Source organism: Acinetobacter sp. YQ_14 (assembly GCF_043102985.1).
Taxonomy (GTDB): Bacteria; Pseudomonadota; Gammaproteobacteria; order Pseudomonadales; family Moraxellaceae; genus Acinetobacter; species Acinetobacter venetianus.
The window spans coordinates 150443-166359 of record NZ_JBICJJ010000019.1 but is presented as its reverse complement, the minus strand read 5'-3'; the positions used below and the strand labels follow the sequence as shown (position 1 = coordinate 166359).

At 39.1% G+C, this 15917-nt stretch carries 12 protein-coding genes; 3 read left to right on the top strand and 9 right to left on the bottom strand.

From position 1 onward, the window contains the following. The first annotated feature begins 74 nt into the window (after positions 1-74). Entirely contained in the window at positions 75-1244 is a 1170-nt protein-coding gene (locus ACF8D3_RS09660; protein ID WP_286943520.1) for a zinc-binding dehydrogenase, read from the top strand. 54 nt (positions 1245-1298) lie between these two features. On the opposite strand, the gene ACF8D3_RS09655 is transcribed toward ACF8D3_RS09660, so the two are convergent. The 4 genes from ACF8D3_RS09655 to betI all read right to left on the bottom strand — a co-directional run bounded on the left by ACF8D3_RS09655 (position 1299) and on the right by betI (position 6013). Next, positions 1299-2090, bottom strand: a complete 792-nt coding sequence (locus tag ACF8D3_RS09655) for a TorF family putative porin (RefSeq protein ID WP_286943518.1) — start codon at positions 2088-2090, stop codon at positions 1299-1301. Between the two features lie 62 nt (positions 2091-2152). Then, entirely contained in the window at positions 2153-3847 is a 1695-nt protein-coding gene (betA, locus tag ACF8D3_RS09650) for a choline dehydrogenase (RefSeq protein ID WP_392471254.1), read from the bottom strand. A gap of 77 nt (positions 3848-3924) precedes the next feature. After that, on the bottom strand, positions 3925-5394 hold the full coding sequence (gene betB, locus ACF8D3_RS09645; protein WP_392471253.1) for a betaine-aldehyde dehydrogenase: 1470 nt from the start codon (positions 5392-5394) through the stop codon (positions 3925-3927). Beyond that, positions 5387-6013, bottom strand: coding sequence for a transcriptional regulator BetI (gene betI / locus ACF8D3_RS09640; RefSeq protein WP_007480908.1), 627 nt, complete (start codon positions 6011-6013; stop codon positions 5387-5389). The genes betB and betI overlap by 8 nt, the downstream gene beginning before the upstream one ends. A 419-nt stretch (positions 6014-6432) precedes the next feature. Here betI and ACF8D3_RS09635 point away from each other — a divergent pair, with 419 nt between their 5' ends. Continuing rightward, positions 6433-8493 (top strand): choline transporter, encoded by a 2061-nt coding sequence (locus ACF8D3_RS09635; RefSeq protein ID WP_004881361.1) that lies wholly within the window; start codon positions 6433-6435, stop codon positions 8491-8493. 47 nt (positions 8494-8540) lie between these two features. Here the strand turns inward: ACF8D3_RS09635 and ACF8D3_RS09630 are convergent, their stop codons facing one another. From ACF8D3_RS09630 to mqo, 3 genes are all read right to left on the bottom strand, one after another. Then, a complete protein-coding gene (locus ACF8D3_RS09630; RefSeq protein WP_392471251.1) occupies positions 8541-8996 on the bottom strand; it encodes a hypothetical protein in 456 nt (151 codons plus the stop codon). Between the two features lie 37 nt (positions 8997-9033). Beyond that, positions 9034-10275 carry an MFS transporter gene (locus tag ACF8D3_RS09625; protein WP_392471249.1) on the bottom strand — a complete coding sequence of 414 codons (1242 nt, stop codon included), beginning with the start codon at positions 10273-10275 and terminating at the stop codon, positions 9034-9036. A 79-nt stretch (positions 10276-10354) separates the two neighbouring features. Continuing rightward, positions 10355-11995, bottom strand: coding sequence for a malate dehydrogenase (quinone) (mqo, locus tag ACF8D3_RS09620; RefSeq protein WP_019385127.1), 1641 nt, complete (start codon positions 11993-11995; stop codon positions 10355-10357). A 1037-nt stretch (positions 11996-13032) separates the two neighbouring features. Here mqo and ACF8D3_RS09615 point away from each other — a divergent pair. Continuing rightward, the gene (locus ACF8D3_RS09615) at positions 13033-13590 is read left to right on the top strand and encodes a TetR/AcrR family transcriptional regulator (protein ID WP_392471248.1); all 558 of its coding nucleotides are present in this window, start codon (positions 13033-13035) and stop codon (positions 13588-13590) included. A 94-nt stretch (positions 13591-13684) separates the two neighbouring features. On the opposite strand, the gene ACF8D3_RS09610 is transcribed toward ACF8D3_RS09615, so the two are convergent. Together ACF8D3_RS09610 and ACF8D3_RS09605 are read right to left on the bottom strand one after the other, a co-directional pair. Further along, on the bottom strand, positions 13685-14662 hold the full coding sequence (locus ACF8D3_RS09610; RefSeq protein WP_392471246.1) for a GTP pyrophosphokinase family protein: 978 nt from the start codon (positions 14660-14662) through the stop codon (positions 13685-13687). Next, complete coding sequence (locus tag ACF8D3_RS09605; RefSeq protein ID WP_392471245.1) at positions 14659-15756, bottom strand: nucleoid-associated protein; 1098 nt, start codon at positions 15754-15756, stop codon at positions 14659-14661. The genes ACF8D3_RS09610 and ACF8D3_RS09605 overlap by 4 nt, the downstream gene beginning before the upstream one ends. Positions 15757-15917 lie beyond the last annotated feature (161 nt).

Here is a 15917-nt window from a genome sequence, read left to right as displayed (position 1 = left end):
GTTTGCTAGCCTTTGTAATAGATCAAAGTGCTACAGTTAAACAATGGGAATAAAACAAAAAAGGAAAGCATCCTATGAAATCTCTAGTTTGTCATAATGCACAGCTACAACTTGAAGATTCACTTGAACTCATTCCGACGAAAGGGCAGGTGTTACTTGAAGTGGTACGTTGTGGTATCTGTGGTTCAGATTTACACATGCAGCATCACTGTGATCATATGCATGATTTGGCAGCACGTGTGGGTTTCGATGGAGTTGCGAAATCCTCGGATAAATTGGTTTTCGGGCATGAGTTCTGCGGTAAAGTCTTGGATTATGGTCCAAAAACACGCCGTAAATTAAAAGAAGATACTTTAGTTTGTGCAATGCCACTCTTAAATGTTGATTCACAGGGTTATATGCCTACAGGACTTTCAGCGATTGCATCAGGAGGATATGCAGAACAAGTCTTGGTTCAATCGAGTTTGATGTTTGAAGTTCCAAATGGTTTAGATGCCGATAGTGCAGCGTTGACTGAGCCAATGGCTGTTGCTTTACATGCGGTACGTCGTAGTCGAATCAAGAAAAATGAGCCTGCAATTGTCATTGGCTGCGGCCCTGTTGGTTTGGGTGTGATTATTATGCTCAAAGCAGCGGGCGTTAAAACTGTCGTTGCTAGCGATTTTTCACCGAATCGACGTCGTTTGGCTGAACAGTGTGGCGCAGATATCTTGATTGACCCTAAACAACAATCTCCATTTAGCAGTTGGAAAGAGCTTGGCTTATTGGGTAACGTCTCTGAAGCAATCAATATGGGGATGGGAATTTTTGATAAAGTTCAGACCTACTCATTACCTTGGGTCAATGCGATGCGCGTAGGCGATAAGCTCGGTTTATTACCGAAACGTCCTGTGATTTTTGAATGTGTTGGCGTGGCTGGAATCATGCAGCAAATTTTAGAAGGTGCGCCATTGTTCTCGCGTATTGTCGGCGTTGGTGTCTGTATGCAAAGCGATAAAATCGAACCTGCATTGGCAATCAACAAAGAGTTGGAAATCCAATATGTACTGGGCTATACACCGCTTGAGTTTCGTGACACGCTACATATGATTGCTGAAGGTAAAATTGATGTCTCACCGCTGATTACGGGTGTGGTTGGTTTGGAAGGTGTGGGGAATGCCTTTGATGCTTTACGTGATCCTGAACAACACGCAAAAATTTTGATTGATCCTAAAAAATTAGGCTCAGATATTCAGTTGATTTAATTTTAATCTTGGTAATAAAAAAGCTGCGATAACGCAGCTTTTTTATTACCAAGATTAAAAGCTCTTGGTGAGAGAGAAGGTCACAGTTGAATCAATAGGATCAGATACTTTTGCGTTTGGATTACCATTGCTGTATTGCTTGTAGTAATCATCTTTATCCCATGCTTTGCTGTAGATCAGACTTGCTGCAAGATTGTAAGGCAACTCTTTATTCACTGAGAAACTCGCATCCTGAAAGTTTGCATCAGAGAAGTTTTTAATTCTTTGATTGCCGTAGTGGGCATCGACAGACCAGCCTTGCGTAATCGGTTGATGCCAATTCACATCTAAATAACCTGAACCACGGGAATGCTTATTGTTACCTACACCTAGGGTATCTGAGTTATTACCGAAATAGTCTTGGGTATAAGTCACTGCATATCGAATGGTTAGTGGTCCATAAGTAACTTCTGGGATAATTTCACCATAGTTAAAGCTTGTATGACCTGTCTCAGCGGTCGTTTCAGCACCCGGATAATAATAGTAAGCAACTTTGGTGCCTACAGTTAAATCACCAAAGCTACGGCTATAACCTGTATAAACATCCCATTCGACAGACGCATCGCGGATAAAATGGTCACTTACAGTGGATGCCCATGTTCCCGCATAAAAACCGCTATCATGGTTATAGTCTAGGCCACCTTGGATCGCTGGTTTGCCCCAAGTTTGTTGGAAGCCGCGCGAAACATATTGGCTGGCAACAGTAATATTGGCGCTGAAAGGAGATGCCGTTTCAGCTGCGAGGTCTGTTGCATTTGCTGTGTTGAAACATAACCCTAAAGGTAGAGTGAGTAAAAGTTTTTTCATTTCCTTCCCCTTAAGTTTTCAGCACTCCGCATCATGCGAAGTGCTGATCAAAATAATTTGTTTTAATAAAACGGACGTACTGGTGGTTGTCGAACAGATGCTGTTCCAGCCTTGTAATAACCTGCTTGTGAACGTGGTAATTTTTGCCCACGAATTTGATCCGCAATTTTTTCTGCCATCATAATCGTGGTGGCATTTAAGTTACCTGTGATAATGATCGGCATGATTGACGCATCGATCACACGTAGGCCTTGCACGCCATGTACACGACCTTGCCCATCGACGACAGCCATATCGTCTTCACCCATTTTGCAGCTACAAGATGGGTGGTATGCAGTTTCAGCATGTTCCCGTACAAATGAATCCAGTTCAGCATCGGTTTTTAATTGCATGCTTGGGCTAATTTCCTCGCCACGATAAGGATCGAGCGCAGGTTGATGCATGATTTCACGCGTGATACGAATGCCATCGCGGAATTCGCGCCAGTCTTGTTCTGTTGACATGTAATTGAACAAGATACTTGGATGCTCAAACGGATCTTTCGATTTGAGTTTGATCCGACCACGGGAAGGTGAGCGCATTGAACCAACATGGGCTTGGAAGCCATGTTCATTCACAGCATTACTACCGTTGTAGTTAATCGCAACAGGTAAGAAGTGATATTGAATATTTGGCCATTCAAACTCATCAGATGAACGAATAAATCCACCAGCTTCAAATTGATTGCTTGCGCCAATCCCTTTGCCGAGGAATAACCACTCCGCGCCAATTGCAGGTTGGTTATACCATTTCAAAGCAGGGTAAAGAGAAACGGGCTTTTTACATTTGTACTGAAGATACATTTCCAAATGATCTTGCAGATTTTCACCTACACCCGGTAAGTCTTGTACCACCTCAATATCCATTGATTTGAGGAAGGTACTTTGTCCAACACCTGAGCGTTGTAAAATTTGTGGTGATGCGATTGCACCTGCACAGAGTAAGACTTCACGCTTTGCATGCGCTTGTTTCATATTGGCTTGATCTGAACCAATAATATATTCAACACCAACAGCTTGCTTATTGCTAAACAAGATTTTATTGGTCATAGCATGTGTGACGATGGTGAGATTTGGACGACTTTTTGCCATATCCAAATAACCACGAGCAGTACTTGAACGGCGGCCTTGAGGTGTGACCGTACGATCCATTGGACCGAAACCTTCTTGCTGATAACCGTTTAAATCATCTGTGCGTGGATAGCCTGCTTGTACGCCTGCTTCGACCATTGCATTAAATAGTACATTATTGCCTTGTTTGGGTGTTGCGACTGAAACAGGACCTTTACCGCCGTGATAATCGTTCGCGCCAATGTCGCGTGTTTCTGCTTTTCTGTAATAAGGTAAACAGTCTGCATAAGTCCAATCTTCAAGCCCTTTATGAGTTGACCATTGGTCTAAATCCATTGCATTCCCACGGATATAGCACATGCCATTGATCAGTGATGAACCACCTAAACCTTTACCTCGACCACATTCCATACGGCGATTATTCATATGTGGTTCAGGGTCAGTCAAATATGCCCAATTGTAGCGACGACCTTGTAATGGAAAAGCCAATGCAGCAGGCATTTGCGTGCGGAAATCAAGGCGATAATCTGGGCCGCCAGCTTCTAATAATAAAACCGAAACATCTGAATCTTCAGTTAAACGTGCAGCGAGGACGTTACCCGCAGAACCTGCACCAATAATAATATAATCGTATTCTTGCTTATTCATAATCTGCCTTTATTTGTTGCAAGATCAACTGAATGTTTGAGATTCAGTTGATCAAGATAAGATAAAGCGCAATGCTTTTAGAAAATGCTTTGGTAATCACCAAGCTCAACTTGAACGGATTTGATGCGTGTGTAATGAGACAGTGTAGAAATACCATTTTCACGGCCTACACCTGATTGTTTATAACCACCTACTGGCATCTCAGCAGGGGATTCGCCCCATGTATTGATCCAACAAATACCAGCTTCGATTTGATGAATAATACGATGTGCTTTGTTGATGTCTGGTGTCACCACACCAGCAGCTAAACCAAAAGTCGTGTTATTGGCACGACGAATCACTTCATCTTCAGTTTGATAACTTAGGATACTCATGACAGGGCCAAAGATTTCGTCCTGTACAATGCGCATATCGTCAGTACAATCTGTAAATACCGTTGGTAACACATATGCACCCTCGGCCAATTCACCTGATGCTCTATCGCCGCCGATCAGTAGTTTTGCACCTTGTTGTTTGCCTGCATTGATGTAGGAAAGAACCTTTTCCATATGCGGGAAACTGGTCAATGGGCCGAAATTGGTATCTGCGTTCATTGGGTCGCCGATACGAATACGTTGCACACGTTCCAAAATCGCTGCTTCAAATGCAGCTTTTAAGCTTGATGGAACAAAGACACGCGTACCATTGGTACAGACTTGACCTGAACTAAAGAAGTTTGCCATCACCGCAATATCAGCGGCTTTGTTGATATCCGCATCTTCACAGATGATCAAAGGCGATTTACCACCAAGTTCCATGGTCACTTCTTTCAGGCTTGAAGCGGCAGCACTTGCCATCACTTTTTTGCCTGTTTCAACGCCACCAGTAAAGGAGATTTTTTCAATCACTGGATGTTCTGTAAGCCATTGTCCGATGTCACGACCAACACCTTGCACGACATTAAACACACCATTTGGTACGCCAGCTTCGGTATAAATTTCTGCAAGTTTGTATACAGTTAAAGGTGTGATTTCACTGGGTTTGAAAATCATGGCATTGCCTGCTGCAAGCGCAGGAGCTGATTTCCATAAAGCGATTTGGATCGGATAGTTCCAAGCGCCGATACCTGCCACGACACCTAAAGGTTCACGACGAGTATAGAAAAAACTCGTTTCACGCAGAGGAACTTGCTCACCTTGAATCGCTGTCGCCAAACCTGCGTAATATTCAAGAACATCTGCACCCGTCACGATATCAACAGTAGAGGTTTCGCTATAAGCCTTACCTGTATCTAAAGTTTCAAGTTCAGCAAGCTCATCATTACGTTCACGTAAAATATCAACTGCGCGGCGTAAAATGCGTGAGCGTTCCATAGCAGTCATTGCTGCCCAGACTTTTTGACCGTCTTGAGCGCTTTGAACTGCTTTTTCAATATCTTGTTGAGAGGCTTGTTGAATTGTGGCAATGACTTTGCCATTGGCAGGGTTGATGCTGTCAAAGCTCACACCACTGGTGGCATTGACGTATTGACCGTGGATATACAATGGATGAATCTGCACATCATTCATTTTGTCTCTCCTGTAATTTTGGTTTTGCAAGTTCAAGTTGCGTATCTAAATAATCATATGCAATGCTTCGCGCAGCCTGACGATCAAACCCGTCATCTTCAATCAGACCACCACGTAACCATAATCCATCAATCAGTGCAGCAAGACCGCTTGCCGCAATATTTGCTCTGTCTTCTGGCATCAATTGCAAGAATTGGTGCTTCAAATTGGAATACAAACGTCGATCATTAATCCGTTGTAAACGAGCAAGTTCTGGAATATGCATACTGGCAGACCAAAAATCTAACCAAACGCGCATTGCGATTTTGTTGACCTGACTAATGTCAAAGTTTGAGTCAATAATTGCCTTAATCTGGTTTTCTGGCTGTGAATCTATTGTGGCAGCCTTGTATTGCAGAGAAATTAGATGCAAGCGCTTCAGCATTTCTCTCATACAGTTGTTGATCAAGCCCTGTTTGTCACCAAAATAGTGACTTACGATACCTGTCGAAACTTGGGCTTTTTTGGCAATTTGAGCGATGGTGGTTTGCGATAAACCGACCTCATAAATCACTTCAAATGCAGCGTTTACGATTTCTTCACGCCGCTCATGCTCTGGTTTAACTCTGCGTTTAGTCATGTGTATATGCCATAAATGCCTATAAAAATTAAGGCGTTATATAAAACACTGGATGCACAAAAATTATAACACAATATAATGATACTTTTTATTGATTGAACGTTCAATCAATAAAAAGTATCATATTTGCAACAGGGTCGTTTTACACAACTCTTAAAGGTATCATCGGAGATACCTGTTAAGGTGTCAGAATTGTAGGTTTAATTGATTGAATTTTGTGTTCGGATCAATGGTCTGATCATCAAAGGGAAATCATTTTTTACAATACTGTTGATTACAAAAATACAGCTTCACTCGCGATAGGTTATTCACCAAATGACTGTTCGCTGCTGTGCCTTCTCGTTGTTTTCGTCAATAAATCGTGGTTGAGTTATTGAGAAAAACAACATTTTTATAATTTAATTTTACTTGAGGATTGTATGGTAACAGATAATCCAAGAGCAGTTGATGATTCATCTATTCAAACAAAAGATCAGTTAAATCGTGTGGTCTTTTATGTTTCAGCGCTCATTATTTTAATATTTTCACTCACTACGATTTTATTCAATGACTTCGCCAATCACATGTTGAATGTGGTGCTCGCTTGGGTCAGTGATAAGTTTAGTTGGTACTATTTATTAGCCGCTACGCTTTACTTAATCTTTGTCGTCTTTATCGCTTGCTCTCGTTATGGCGATATCAAATTAGGCCCAAAACATTCCAAACCTGAATTTAGTTTACTGAGTTGGTCGGCGATGCTATTCGCCGCAGGGATTGGTACGGATTTAATGTTTTTCTCGGTGGCTGAACCACTATCGCATTATATGAATCCACCTGTGGGTGAGGGGCAAACCTATGAAGCTGCTCGTCAAGGGATGGTTTGGACATTATTTCACTATGGCTTAACGGGTTGGGGGATGTATGCCTTAGTTGGAATGGCTTTAGGTTATTTTAGCTATCGTTACAATCTGCCTTTGACGATTCGCTCAGCTCTTTACCCAATCTTTGGTAAAAAGATTGATGGTCCGATTGGTCATACCGTAGATACGGCCGCAGTGATTGGTACGATTTTTGGTATTGCCACAACTTGTGGTATCGCCGTCGTACAAATTAACTATGGTTTGCACGTTCTATTCAATACGCCTGAAAGTTTATGGGTGCAGTCGGGTCTGATCTTGGTTGCGGTCATCGTGACGATTATCTCGGTAACGGCAGGGGTCAACAAGGGGATTAAAGTCTTATCGGAAATCAACATTTATGCCGCTATTGGTTTGATGTTGTTTATTTTATTACTCGGTAATACTGAATTTTTACTCAATGCCTTAGTTCAGAACTTTGGTGACTATATCAGTCGATTCCCAAGTTTGGCTTTAGAAAGTTTTGCTTTCCAGCAACCGAAAGAGTGGATGAGTAGTTGGACACTATTCTTCTGGGCTTGGTGGGTTGCATGGTCTCCATTTGTCGGTCTATTCCTTGCACGGATTTCTAAAGGTCGTACCATTCGTGAGTTTGTGTGTGGGACATTGATTATCCCATTATTATTCACGATTACATGGTTATCTATTTTCGGTAATAGTGCGTTGTATAACGTTATTTTTGACGGCAATACCGCATTGGCACAAACCGTATTGACTGATCCTGCACATGGTTTCTATGATTTACTTGCACAGTATCCATGGTTCCCATTTGTTGCTGGTGTCGCGACAATTACAGGCTTACTGTTTTATGTAACATCAGCCGATTCTGGCGCACTGGTATTGGGTAATTTCACCACTAAATTCTCCAATGTTGATAACGATGCGCCACGTTGGTTACGCGTATTCTGGGCAGTTGCGATTGGTTTATTAACCCTTGCGATGTTGATGGCAAATGGTATTACTGCTTTACAAAGTGCCACCGTGATTATGGGCTTACCGTTTAGCTTTGTGATGTTGTTAGTAATGGCTGGATTGTACAAGTCATTACGGCTTGAGGATTATCGTAAAGCCAGTCGAAGCCTGAACGCCGCACCTGTCGTGGGGAACGTCGATATCCTAAATTGGAAGCAACGTTTGTCACGAGTGATGCATCATCCCGGAAGCAGTGAAACGAAACGGATGTTGGATAACGTCTGTGCGCCAGCTGTGAAGACTGTTGCGGATGAATTGATTAAGCGTGGAATGAATGTCGAAGTTACACAAGGCGAGCTTGAAGATAGCGATATGCTCTATCATCTTGATTTAACAATCAATATCGAAGAAGAGCATAACTTTGTCTATCAGATTTGGCCTGTACGTTATATTGCGCCTACATTTAGTGAGCGTGGTAAACGTGGTAAGCAACACTATTATCGTTTGGAAACCTTCTTATACGAAGGCTCTCAAGATAACGATTTAGTTGGTTATACCAAAGAACAAGTGATTAATGACATTTTAGATAAGTATGAACGTCATATGACTTTCTTACATATCAACCGCATTAGTCCGGGAAATCGTCCGTTATATCCTGATTCTCAGGATTAACAAATAAAAAAACCTCACGTCAATGTGAGGTTTTTTATCGCTTATGATTACAAAGCGCCGTATTGCTGCCACGTTTCACCTGTCTCATAATGTGAATAATGGTTTTTTAATTCATGTAACGATTGAGTTTGATAAAGCGCAAAGATGATCATAATTAAAAACAGGCTAATTAACTTAATCAAACGCTTATGTTTATAATTTCCTGAATACAAATAAAAAATACAATAAAAAGCCAAGATCAAATAAGTACAAAACAGTGAGTTAAAGATCAAATAAATCAGTAGTGCTGCGGTTAAAACGAAAGCAGTTCGATTTTTTAAAATATTAGGGCGTAAGCTCAACACTGTCAGCGCCAATAGACCAAACGCAGTCCAAAACAAATAGCCATTGCCACCGATAATGACGATATAGGTTGCTTGTGCCCACAATAAGATGAGCCATACAAAGACAGAAAAAATAATAAATTTAGACGAGCCTAAAGAAGCGGGCAAAGTGTGTTTCATATTGAATTAAATTTTAAAATAGCCAATAAGGTGAAATTTAAAAACGAAAATTAAATAAAGCTTTGGTTTTGCTTTTCACGAGAAAAACACAGACCAAAGAAAGTGAACCACCAATTAACATCGCAGGAATCACGCTAAAAAGACGTGCCATCACGCTCGACTGAACAGCACCCAGCTCGTTGCTAGAGGTGACGAAGATACCGTTAATGGCAGCTACACGACCAAGCATGTCTTTGGGTGGGATAAGTTGCAGTATCGTTTGACGAATGACAATGTTGATGCTGTCACAAGCTCCCATAATAATGAGAACTACAGCAGAAAAATAGAGGTGTCTGGTAACAGCAAATAACAGCGTACATAAAGAGAAGCCCGTAATTGCAATTAGCATGGTACGCCAAGGCTGATACTGAGGAGGAAAACGTACTAAAAGTGCCATCATCACCAGACTACCAACGGCAGGAGCTGCACGTAACACACCAAAACCATCTGCACCGATATGTAAAATATCTTGAGCAAAAATAGGCAATAGGGTGATGATTCCCGCAAAAAATACGGAACTTAAATCGAGGAACATCACCCAAAAGATAATTTTTGTTTTAAAAATAAATTCTAGTGCTTCTTTCAGACTGTTGGAGATTGATTCAGTTTTGAGTTGAGGAAAGTCTCTCGGCTGCATACACCATAGTGCAATACTTCCAGCAGTAAATAAACTGCAAATCACAGCAAAGGTAATGTTCAAGTTGAGATGTGCCAGTAGTAATCCACCGAGTACGGGTGCAAGAATGCCGCTTGCTTGCCAGCACATGCTAGTCCATGTTGCTGCATTGGTATAAAGATGTTCTGGAACGATAAAAGGTCGTAAAGAATTAAAACAAGGGCTATAAATTCCACGAATACAACCAAATAAAAATAAGATTGAAAAAGTTGTAATCAATAGAACATTTGAGCTGATGTGCTGTGTATGGAATGAATCAAAGCTGAGCCAAAGTGCGAGTGATAGTGGAATCGAAAGACTAAAACTGATTTGTAGGATACGTTGGCGATTAAAGCGATCAGCAATATAGCCGCCCCACAATGACAGAGCTAGAAAGGGCAGAAAATCCATTAACCCGACTAAACCAAGCATCAGGGGATTTTTGGTGATTTGATATAAATGAAATGCCACGAGGACTTCTTGGATCAGCACTGCAAAAGTAAGACAGCATTGGTTCAGCGTCAATAACCTAAAGTCACGACTAATAAATGCAGCAAAAGCAGACTGAGCAGAAGTAGGAGACATGATCAAAAAAATTAAGCGATAAAAGAACAAAAAGGGAAGAGTCGAAACTCATCCCTTTTAAAGTTGGATTATGAAAGGTTTATTGAGCTACAGCTTCTGCTTTAGCTGCCTTGTTCGCAGGCGTTAAATTTGCAGGAGTTGTATAGTTCAAACCTAAAGTAGAACTGGTGTAATGACGGATTTGATCAAGTAATGCTGGATTCGCAGAAAGATCTTGACCATAAGAACGCACGATTTCATGCAATTTCTCATTCCATTCGCCATTTGCTTTTTCTGGGAACGCTTGTTCAATCAAGTTCAACATGATGTATGGTGAAGTTGAAGCACCAGGAGAAGCACCAAGCAATGCAGTTACAGACTTATCTTGCGATGCGAAGATTTCTGTACCAAATTGCAATTTAGCTGGTTTACCTGGTTCTTTCTTGATGATTTGAACACGTTGACCACCTTGCTGTAAGTGCCAATCTTTAGGATCTGCTTCAGGGTAGTATTTTCTTAACTCATTGAAGCGATCTTCATCAGACATCAACACTTGGCTTACGAGATACTGAACAAGATCAGCATTTTGTAGACCGATTGCAGCCATTGGTAAAACGTTGTTTTTGTTGGTAGATGCAAGCAAATCTAACTGTGAACCATGTTTAAGGAACTTGTTTGAATACGTTGCAAATGGTCCAAACAACACATATTTTTTACCGTCGATATAACGAGTATCGATATGTGGAACAGACATTGGAGGCGCACCAAGATCAGCACGACCATACACTTTTGCAGTATGTTTTGCTGTGATCGCTGGATTGTCAGTTACTAGGAATTCACCGCCAACAGGGAAGCCTGCATATTGTTTCGCTTCAGGTAAGCCAGTCATTTGCAATAATTTAATGGCTGCACCACCTGCACCAATAAATACAAAACGTGTTTTCACATGGTTGACTTCACCAGACTTCAAATCTTTGAAAGCGACAGACCAAGTGTTGTCATCATTTTTGCTGATGCCAGTCACTTCAGTAGAGGTTCTGAGTTTAAAGTTTGGACTTTTCTCAAGGTGATTCACCAATTGAGTTGTGATCGCACCGTAGTTCACGTCAGAACCGACATCCATACGTGTTGCTGCAATTTTCTGTTGTGGATCACGACCATCCATCACCAATGGAGCCCATTGCTTAATTTCAGATGCATCTTCGCTAATCTTCATACCAGCAAATAGAGGATCTTGAATCATGGCTGCATAGCGCTTTTCCATGAAATCTACATTGTCACCCCAAACGAACGCGATGTGCGGTACTGGGTTGATGAATGTGTTTGGTGTATTTAAAACACCTTGTTTAACTTGATACGACCAGAATTGCTTGGCAATTTCGAATTGACCTGCAACTTTCACTGCTTTAGAAATGTCCATTTTACCGTCTTTTTCAGAGGTATAGTTCATTTCCATAAAGCCTGAGTGACCTGTTCCCGCATTGTTGAAACCATTTGAACTTTCTTGAGCAACTGCATCAAGACGTTCATACATGCGGATATTCCAGTCAGGTTGTAATTCGTTGAGATAAGTACCAAGTGTGGCACTCATGATACCGCCGCCGATGAGTACAACATCAACAACAGGTTCATCGCTTTTAGTTTTTATTGCCTTAGACGTAATTGGTCTAAAAAGAAAGGCAATAGCAATAACTATCAGTACTAAGAGTAGTACCAATAAGTACTTCCAAAATTTTTTCATTCAATTTACCTTAAAAATTAAATGACTCCCTATATGGATGATATAGAGAGAAGAGATTTAAATGATGAGTGAGCGCAAAGGCACATCAGAATAGGGGGTTGCCCGTGCTGATGTTAGAGAAAATAGTTTGTGAATTTTACTTTAAAATAGGCAGTGTTTTTGTTTACCAAATGTTAAAAAATGTGATTTACAAGTCATTTTAAATTGTGTCTTATAGATATTATTGTTTCATATTCTAATAGTACTTGGGTTTAAATTATTGATAATAAGGTTTTTGTCTGTTTTATGGGCGATCTATACGAGGTATATAGTAGTTTTTACAGAAAGGCTGGAGAAACAATGAATTTATCCACCTACATAAATAATCGATTTATATATACATGAAAAATTACATGATTAAAAATCGGATTTGAATCATGTTTAATGTCATCAGTTGATAGTTTGAAAAAATTAAATCTCGTTGATTTAGCGTTTCAAAAAATATTTTTATATAATCATTTTGGAAAAATAATAATAAATTTCAGACCTTAGCATTTACCCAACATTGACACTCATAAACTCTGAGATTATTCTTTGAGTGCTGGCCTACATCGCCAGTCGGTTTTGACGGACCGTTTTTGGACTACATCAGGATTATTTCTTCTGAGGAATAGTTTTGCATGTAAACTTCTCGTCCCCTCCCGTAGCGGTAGGACGGGAGTGGGACACCTTCGGGTGTGCTGGGGTCCAACCAGTCCGTCAACCCACTTTCGTCCTGCCACCATAATTTTAAATGCAATGGCAGAGTTCCGAATCGTTTAGGAGTTGGCCATGTATTTTATTCTCACACTTCCTGATTAGTCTTTCATTCGGTTTGATTGCTTTTGGCTTTCAAGTCTTAGTTCGTTGCGACTAAAAAAACATATCGACAATAAAAATTGAGATGCGCTAAAGCCGTCTTTAAGGGCTTTTGTATGCCTTTTTTGCTCAGCGTGAGAGCAAAGGCATTTTTATCTCATTCAAGTACAACAAAAAATGATGAGTAGATGGGAATTTGTATGTCAAATCGAGAATTATCACCAAGAGCATTGCAGGTTGTTCAGACTTCAATCCAGTTATTTAATAGTTATGGTTTTCATAGGGCAGGCATAGACTTTATTTTGCAGCAAACCAAAATCGCTAAAATGACGTTTTATAATAATTTTCAGTCTAAAGAACGATTTGTTGAAATATGCATGACCTTGCAAAAAGATCGGCTCAAACAAGATGTACTTGCAATGATTTATTCATGCAGACACTACACAGCAGTCGATAAACTCACAGAGATTTATCTTTTACATGCAGACCTGAATAGTCCTTACCATCTTTTGTTCAAAGCTATTTTTGAGATTGAAAAACTATATCCTCAGGCTTATCAAGCCGTGATTGAGTATCGGGAATGGTTGGTGGATGAGGTTTATCAATTGCTTTTAGTGGCTAATGTGAAAGCCTCTAAAATTGATGCAGAGATATTCCTGTTTGTGGTGGATGGGGCGGTGGTGCAGTTGTTGGGAGGAGGTGAGGTGGGTATAGGGACGTTGTTGGAAGGGTGGTTGGTGGGGGCTAGAGAAAAGTAAAATCTTTCTAATGTTATTGCATTTTTATTTTACGTAGTAATATTGAAGAATTAAACCCTAACTAACTTATAGAAATCTCTAGCTTTATCGAATATTACCTATCAAGACTAACTCCCATATTTGTTGCAAGCATTTCAAGGATTTTCCAATCTAATGGCCATTCATCTTTTGCTTTACTCCTCTTGGTTTCAATTAACCAATATATAAAAAGGACAATACTTTGTTGGTAAATATTGAAAAAAATATATTTTTCATTAATTATTTCAATCAAATAGGGTTTTCTCTTGATAAAAGAATTAATATCTTCTATTGTCTTTTCATCAATCAGATATTCAAATGTATCAAGAATGATAAGTGCTGATTTTTGGTTGTTTGGTGCTAATTGAGTGTACGTTGAATAAAGTGAATCTAAAGATTCAACTATTTTATAATCCTTTATAGGACCAGCATTAATTTCTTTAGTTGCATCACAGAAAAAAGAATCTGTTGTCTCAATAAGTGCCATACATTTGGCTACTGTTCTGTGAACAATAGGTTTAATTTTTTTTTGCGATTTGTATATAGCATCGTGTGTAAGTTCAGCATGTGCATGCTGTAATAAAGTTCTTATTTGAACTTCACAGGCCGTATTCTCTGATATTAAATAGCCCTGATATTCAATTTTTTCTTTAGGTCTTAAAATGTAATGCATTGATTTATAGGCAAATAAGAGAGGCTCTTTTTCCATTTCTTGCTCATAATCTTTAGCATTTGTTGCATCCCATAAGTTATTATTTTTTATACACTTAGTGATTTTCTTTATGTCATCTGTTAATAAAACAACAAATCGAATACCTACTTTATCCTCTATGTCGTTGTAAGGATCTTTATAGTTTTTACCACGATTGAACGCTTTATCTAATAAAGATTGATTATCTTTGGTGCGCTCTTTAGGTTGGATTTTAAGTAAAATATTCGGATCTAGCTGTTCTTTGATCAATGAATCTATAATTTGAGAGATGATAAACTCTCCCCAAGCTTTATAAGAGGGTTTATCATTTTCCCATTTAGATAAGAACTCAGTCTGATTCATTTTTTTACAATTAATTCAGACTTAACAATAATTTGTGTCCACTTTTGGCTATTTTTACCATCTTCGCTCTCTTCTATATATGGTTTTATAATTACATCAGTTTCAAATGTATGTGGATCTGCTTCAAGTTTAACGTTGTTTCCAAAAGTAACTTTATGGAGTTTTAATTTTGTTTCTATAAATTTAATATCTTTTGTAAAGGCAGTGACAGGTAAAGAGTTGTTAGTTAAGTGAGCTTTATAACTGTCTCGTATATCAATATCTAAATAAGATTCTGCAAAATCATTAGGGTCTATAGTGGGGGACTTATCAACTTTGAGATAAGTGTTCAATGCATTAAAAAGTTCATATTTCTTTTCTGTAGGTATATTAAGATTTTGAATGAACTCTCTAGTTGTTTCAAAAAAAAGTTTTGTTGTTCTTGCACTTGTCTCTGGATACCCGCATCCTGCAAACTTTCTATAAAAGTATTCTGCAGAAACTTTACCATCTGCTTGATTGATTTGGCTATCAAAAATTAGAACTGACCATTTATCATTCAAATCTTTAGATGCAGGATCAAAATTTTGCTTTTTACAAAATCCGACTGTTTTAAAAAGTCTAGAGTTCGGGGTTAAAAGCAATTCTTCTATATGATTTAATGAAATTTGCTTTGTAATTGGGTCAATGTATTTTTCATAGCCGCTATGTATTTCAGCTTTAAGAACTCCAAGTATCTCACTTTGAGGATAACCTTGTTTTCCTGTAAATATGACTACAATTCCACCGCTAATTCCTCTTCCTTTATCAAACTGAGCTTGTGCTAATTTATATGCAATTTTATAAGATGACTCTTTAAAATCGTAGTCAGAGTCATTGATACAATTATCAATTAAAGTTGGTAAGTCATCAGATCCTTGATCAAGAATCTGCATTTCAATTGCTTTGGAATCTTCACCTAAAGAAATAATCACTCTGTGTTCAAAATCAGCCATGGCGCTAGGGGCAAAATTTAAGTATTGCTCTCCTTTTTCTGGCGGTTTAATGTGATCTGATTCTTTTCTATAAATTTGATGAATAATAATTCTATCTACTTTTAGATTACAAATTGACATTTAGCCCCCTAAAAAATAATAAATTTTTGAAAGCATATTGCCTTATCATTATAAATAACTCAATAAATTAAAATTATAAATTAAAATCTCTAACGACATTTAGTGACGCTTTAATGGGTTTTAGAATGATGTTTCAAGAGCCTATTTTTATTTAATGAAAA

What these genes read in the sequence shown, in the direction of transcription:
- ACF8D3_RS09635 (WP_004881361.1), top strand. Translation starts at nt 6,433, where the DNA reads ATGGTAACAGATAATCCAAGAGCAGTTGATGATTCATCTATTCAAACA.
- betA (WP_392471254.1), bottom strand. Translation starts at nt 3,847, where the DNA reads ATGAATAAGCAAGAATACGATTATATTATTATTGGTGCAGGTTCTGCG.
- ACF8D3_RS09625 (WP_392471249.1), bottom strand. Translation starts at nt 10,275, where the DNA reads ATGTCTCCTACTTCTGCTCAGTCTGCTTTTGCTGCATTTATTAGTCGT.
- ACF8D3_RS09605 (WP_392471245.1), bottom strand. Translation starts at nt 15,756, where the DNA reads ATGTCAATTTGTAATCTAAAAGTAGATAGAATTATTATTCATCAAATT.
- ACF8D3_RS09615 (WP_392471248.1), top strand. Translation starts at nt 13,033, where the DNA reads ATGTCAAATCGAGAATTATCACCAAGAGCATTGCAGGTTGTTCAGACT.
- ACF8D3_RS09610 (WP_392471246.1), bottom strand. Translation starts at nt 14,662, where the DNA reads ATGAATCAGACTGAGTTCTTATCTAAATGGGAAAATGATAAACCCTCT.
- betI (WP_007480908.1), bottom strand. Translation starts at nt 6,013, where the DNA reads ATGACTAAACGCAGAGTTAAACCAGAGCATGAGCGGCGTGAAGAAATC.
- mqo (WP_019385127.1), bottom strand. Translation starts at nt 11,995, where the DNA reads ATGAAAAAATTTTGGAAGTACTTATTGGTACTACTCTTAGTACTGATA.
- ACF8D3_RS09660 (WP_286943520.1), top strand. Translation starts at nt 75, where the DNA reads ATGAAATCTCTAGTTTGTCATAATGCACAGCTACAACTTGAAGATTCA.
- betB (WP_392471253.1), bottom strand. Translation starts at nt 5,394, where the DNA reads ATGAATGATGTGCAGATTCATCCATTGTATATCCACGGTCAATACGTC.
- ACF8D3_RS09655 (WP_286943518.1), bottom strand. Translation starts at nt 2,090, where the DNA reads ATGAAAAAACTTTTACTCACTCTACCTTTAGGGTTATGTTTCAACACA.
- ACF8D3_RS09630 (WP_392471251.1), bottom strand. Translation starts at nt 8,996, where the DNA reads ATGAAACACACTTTGCCCGCTTCTTTAGGCTCGTCTAAATTTATTATT.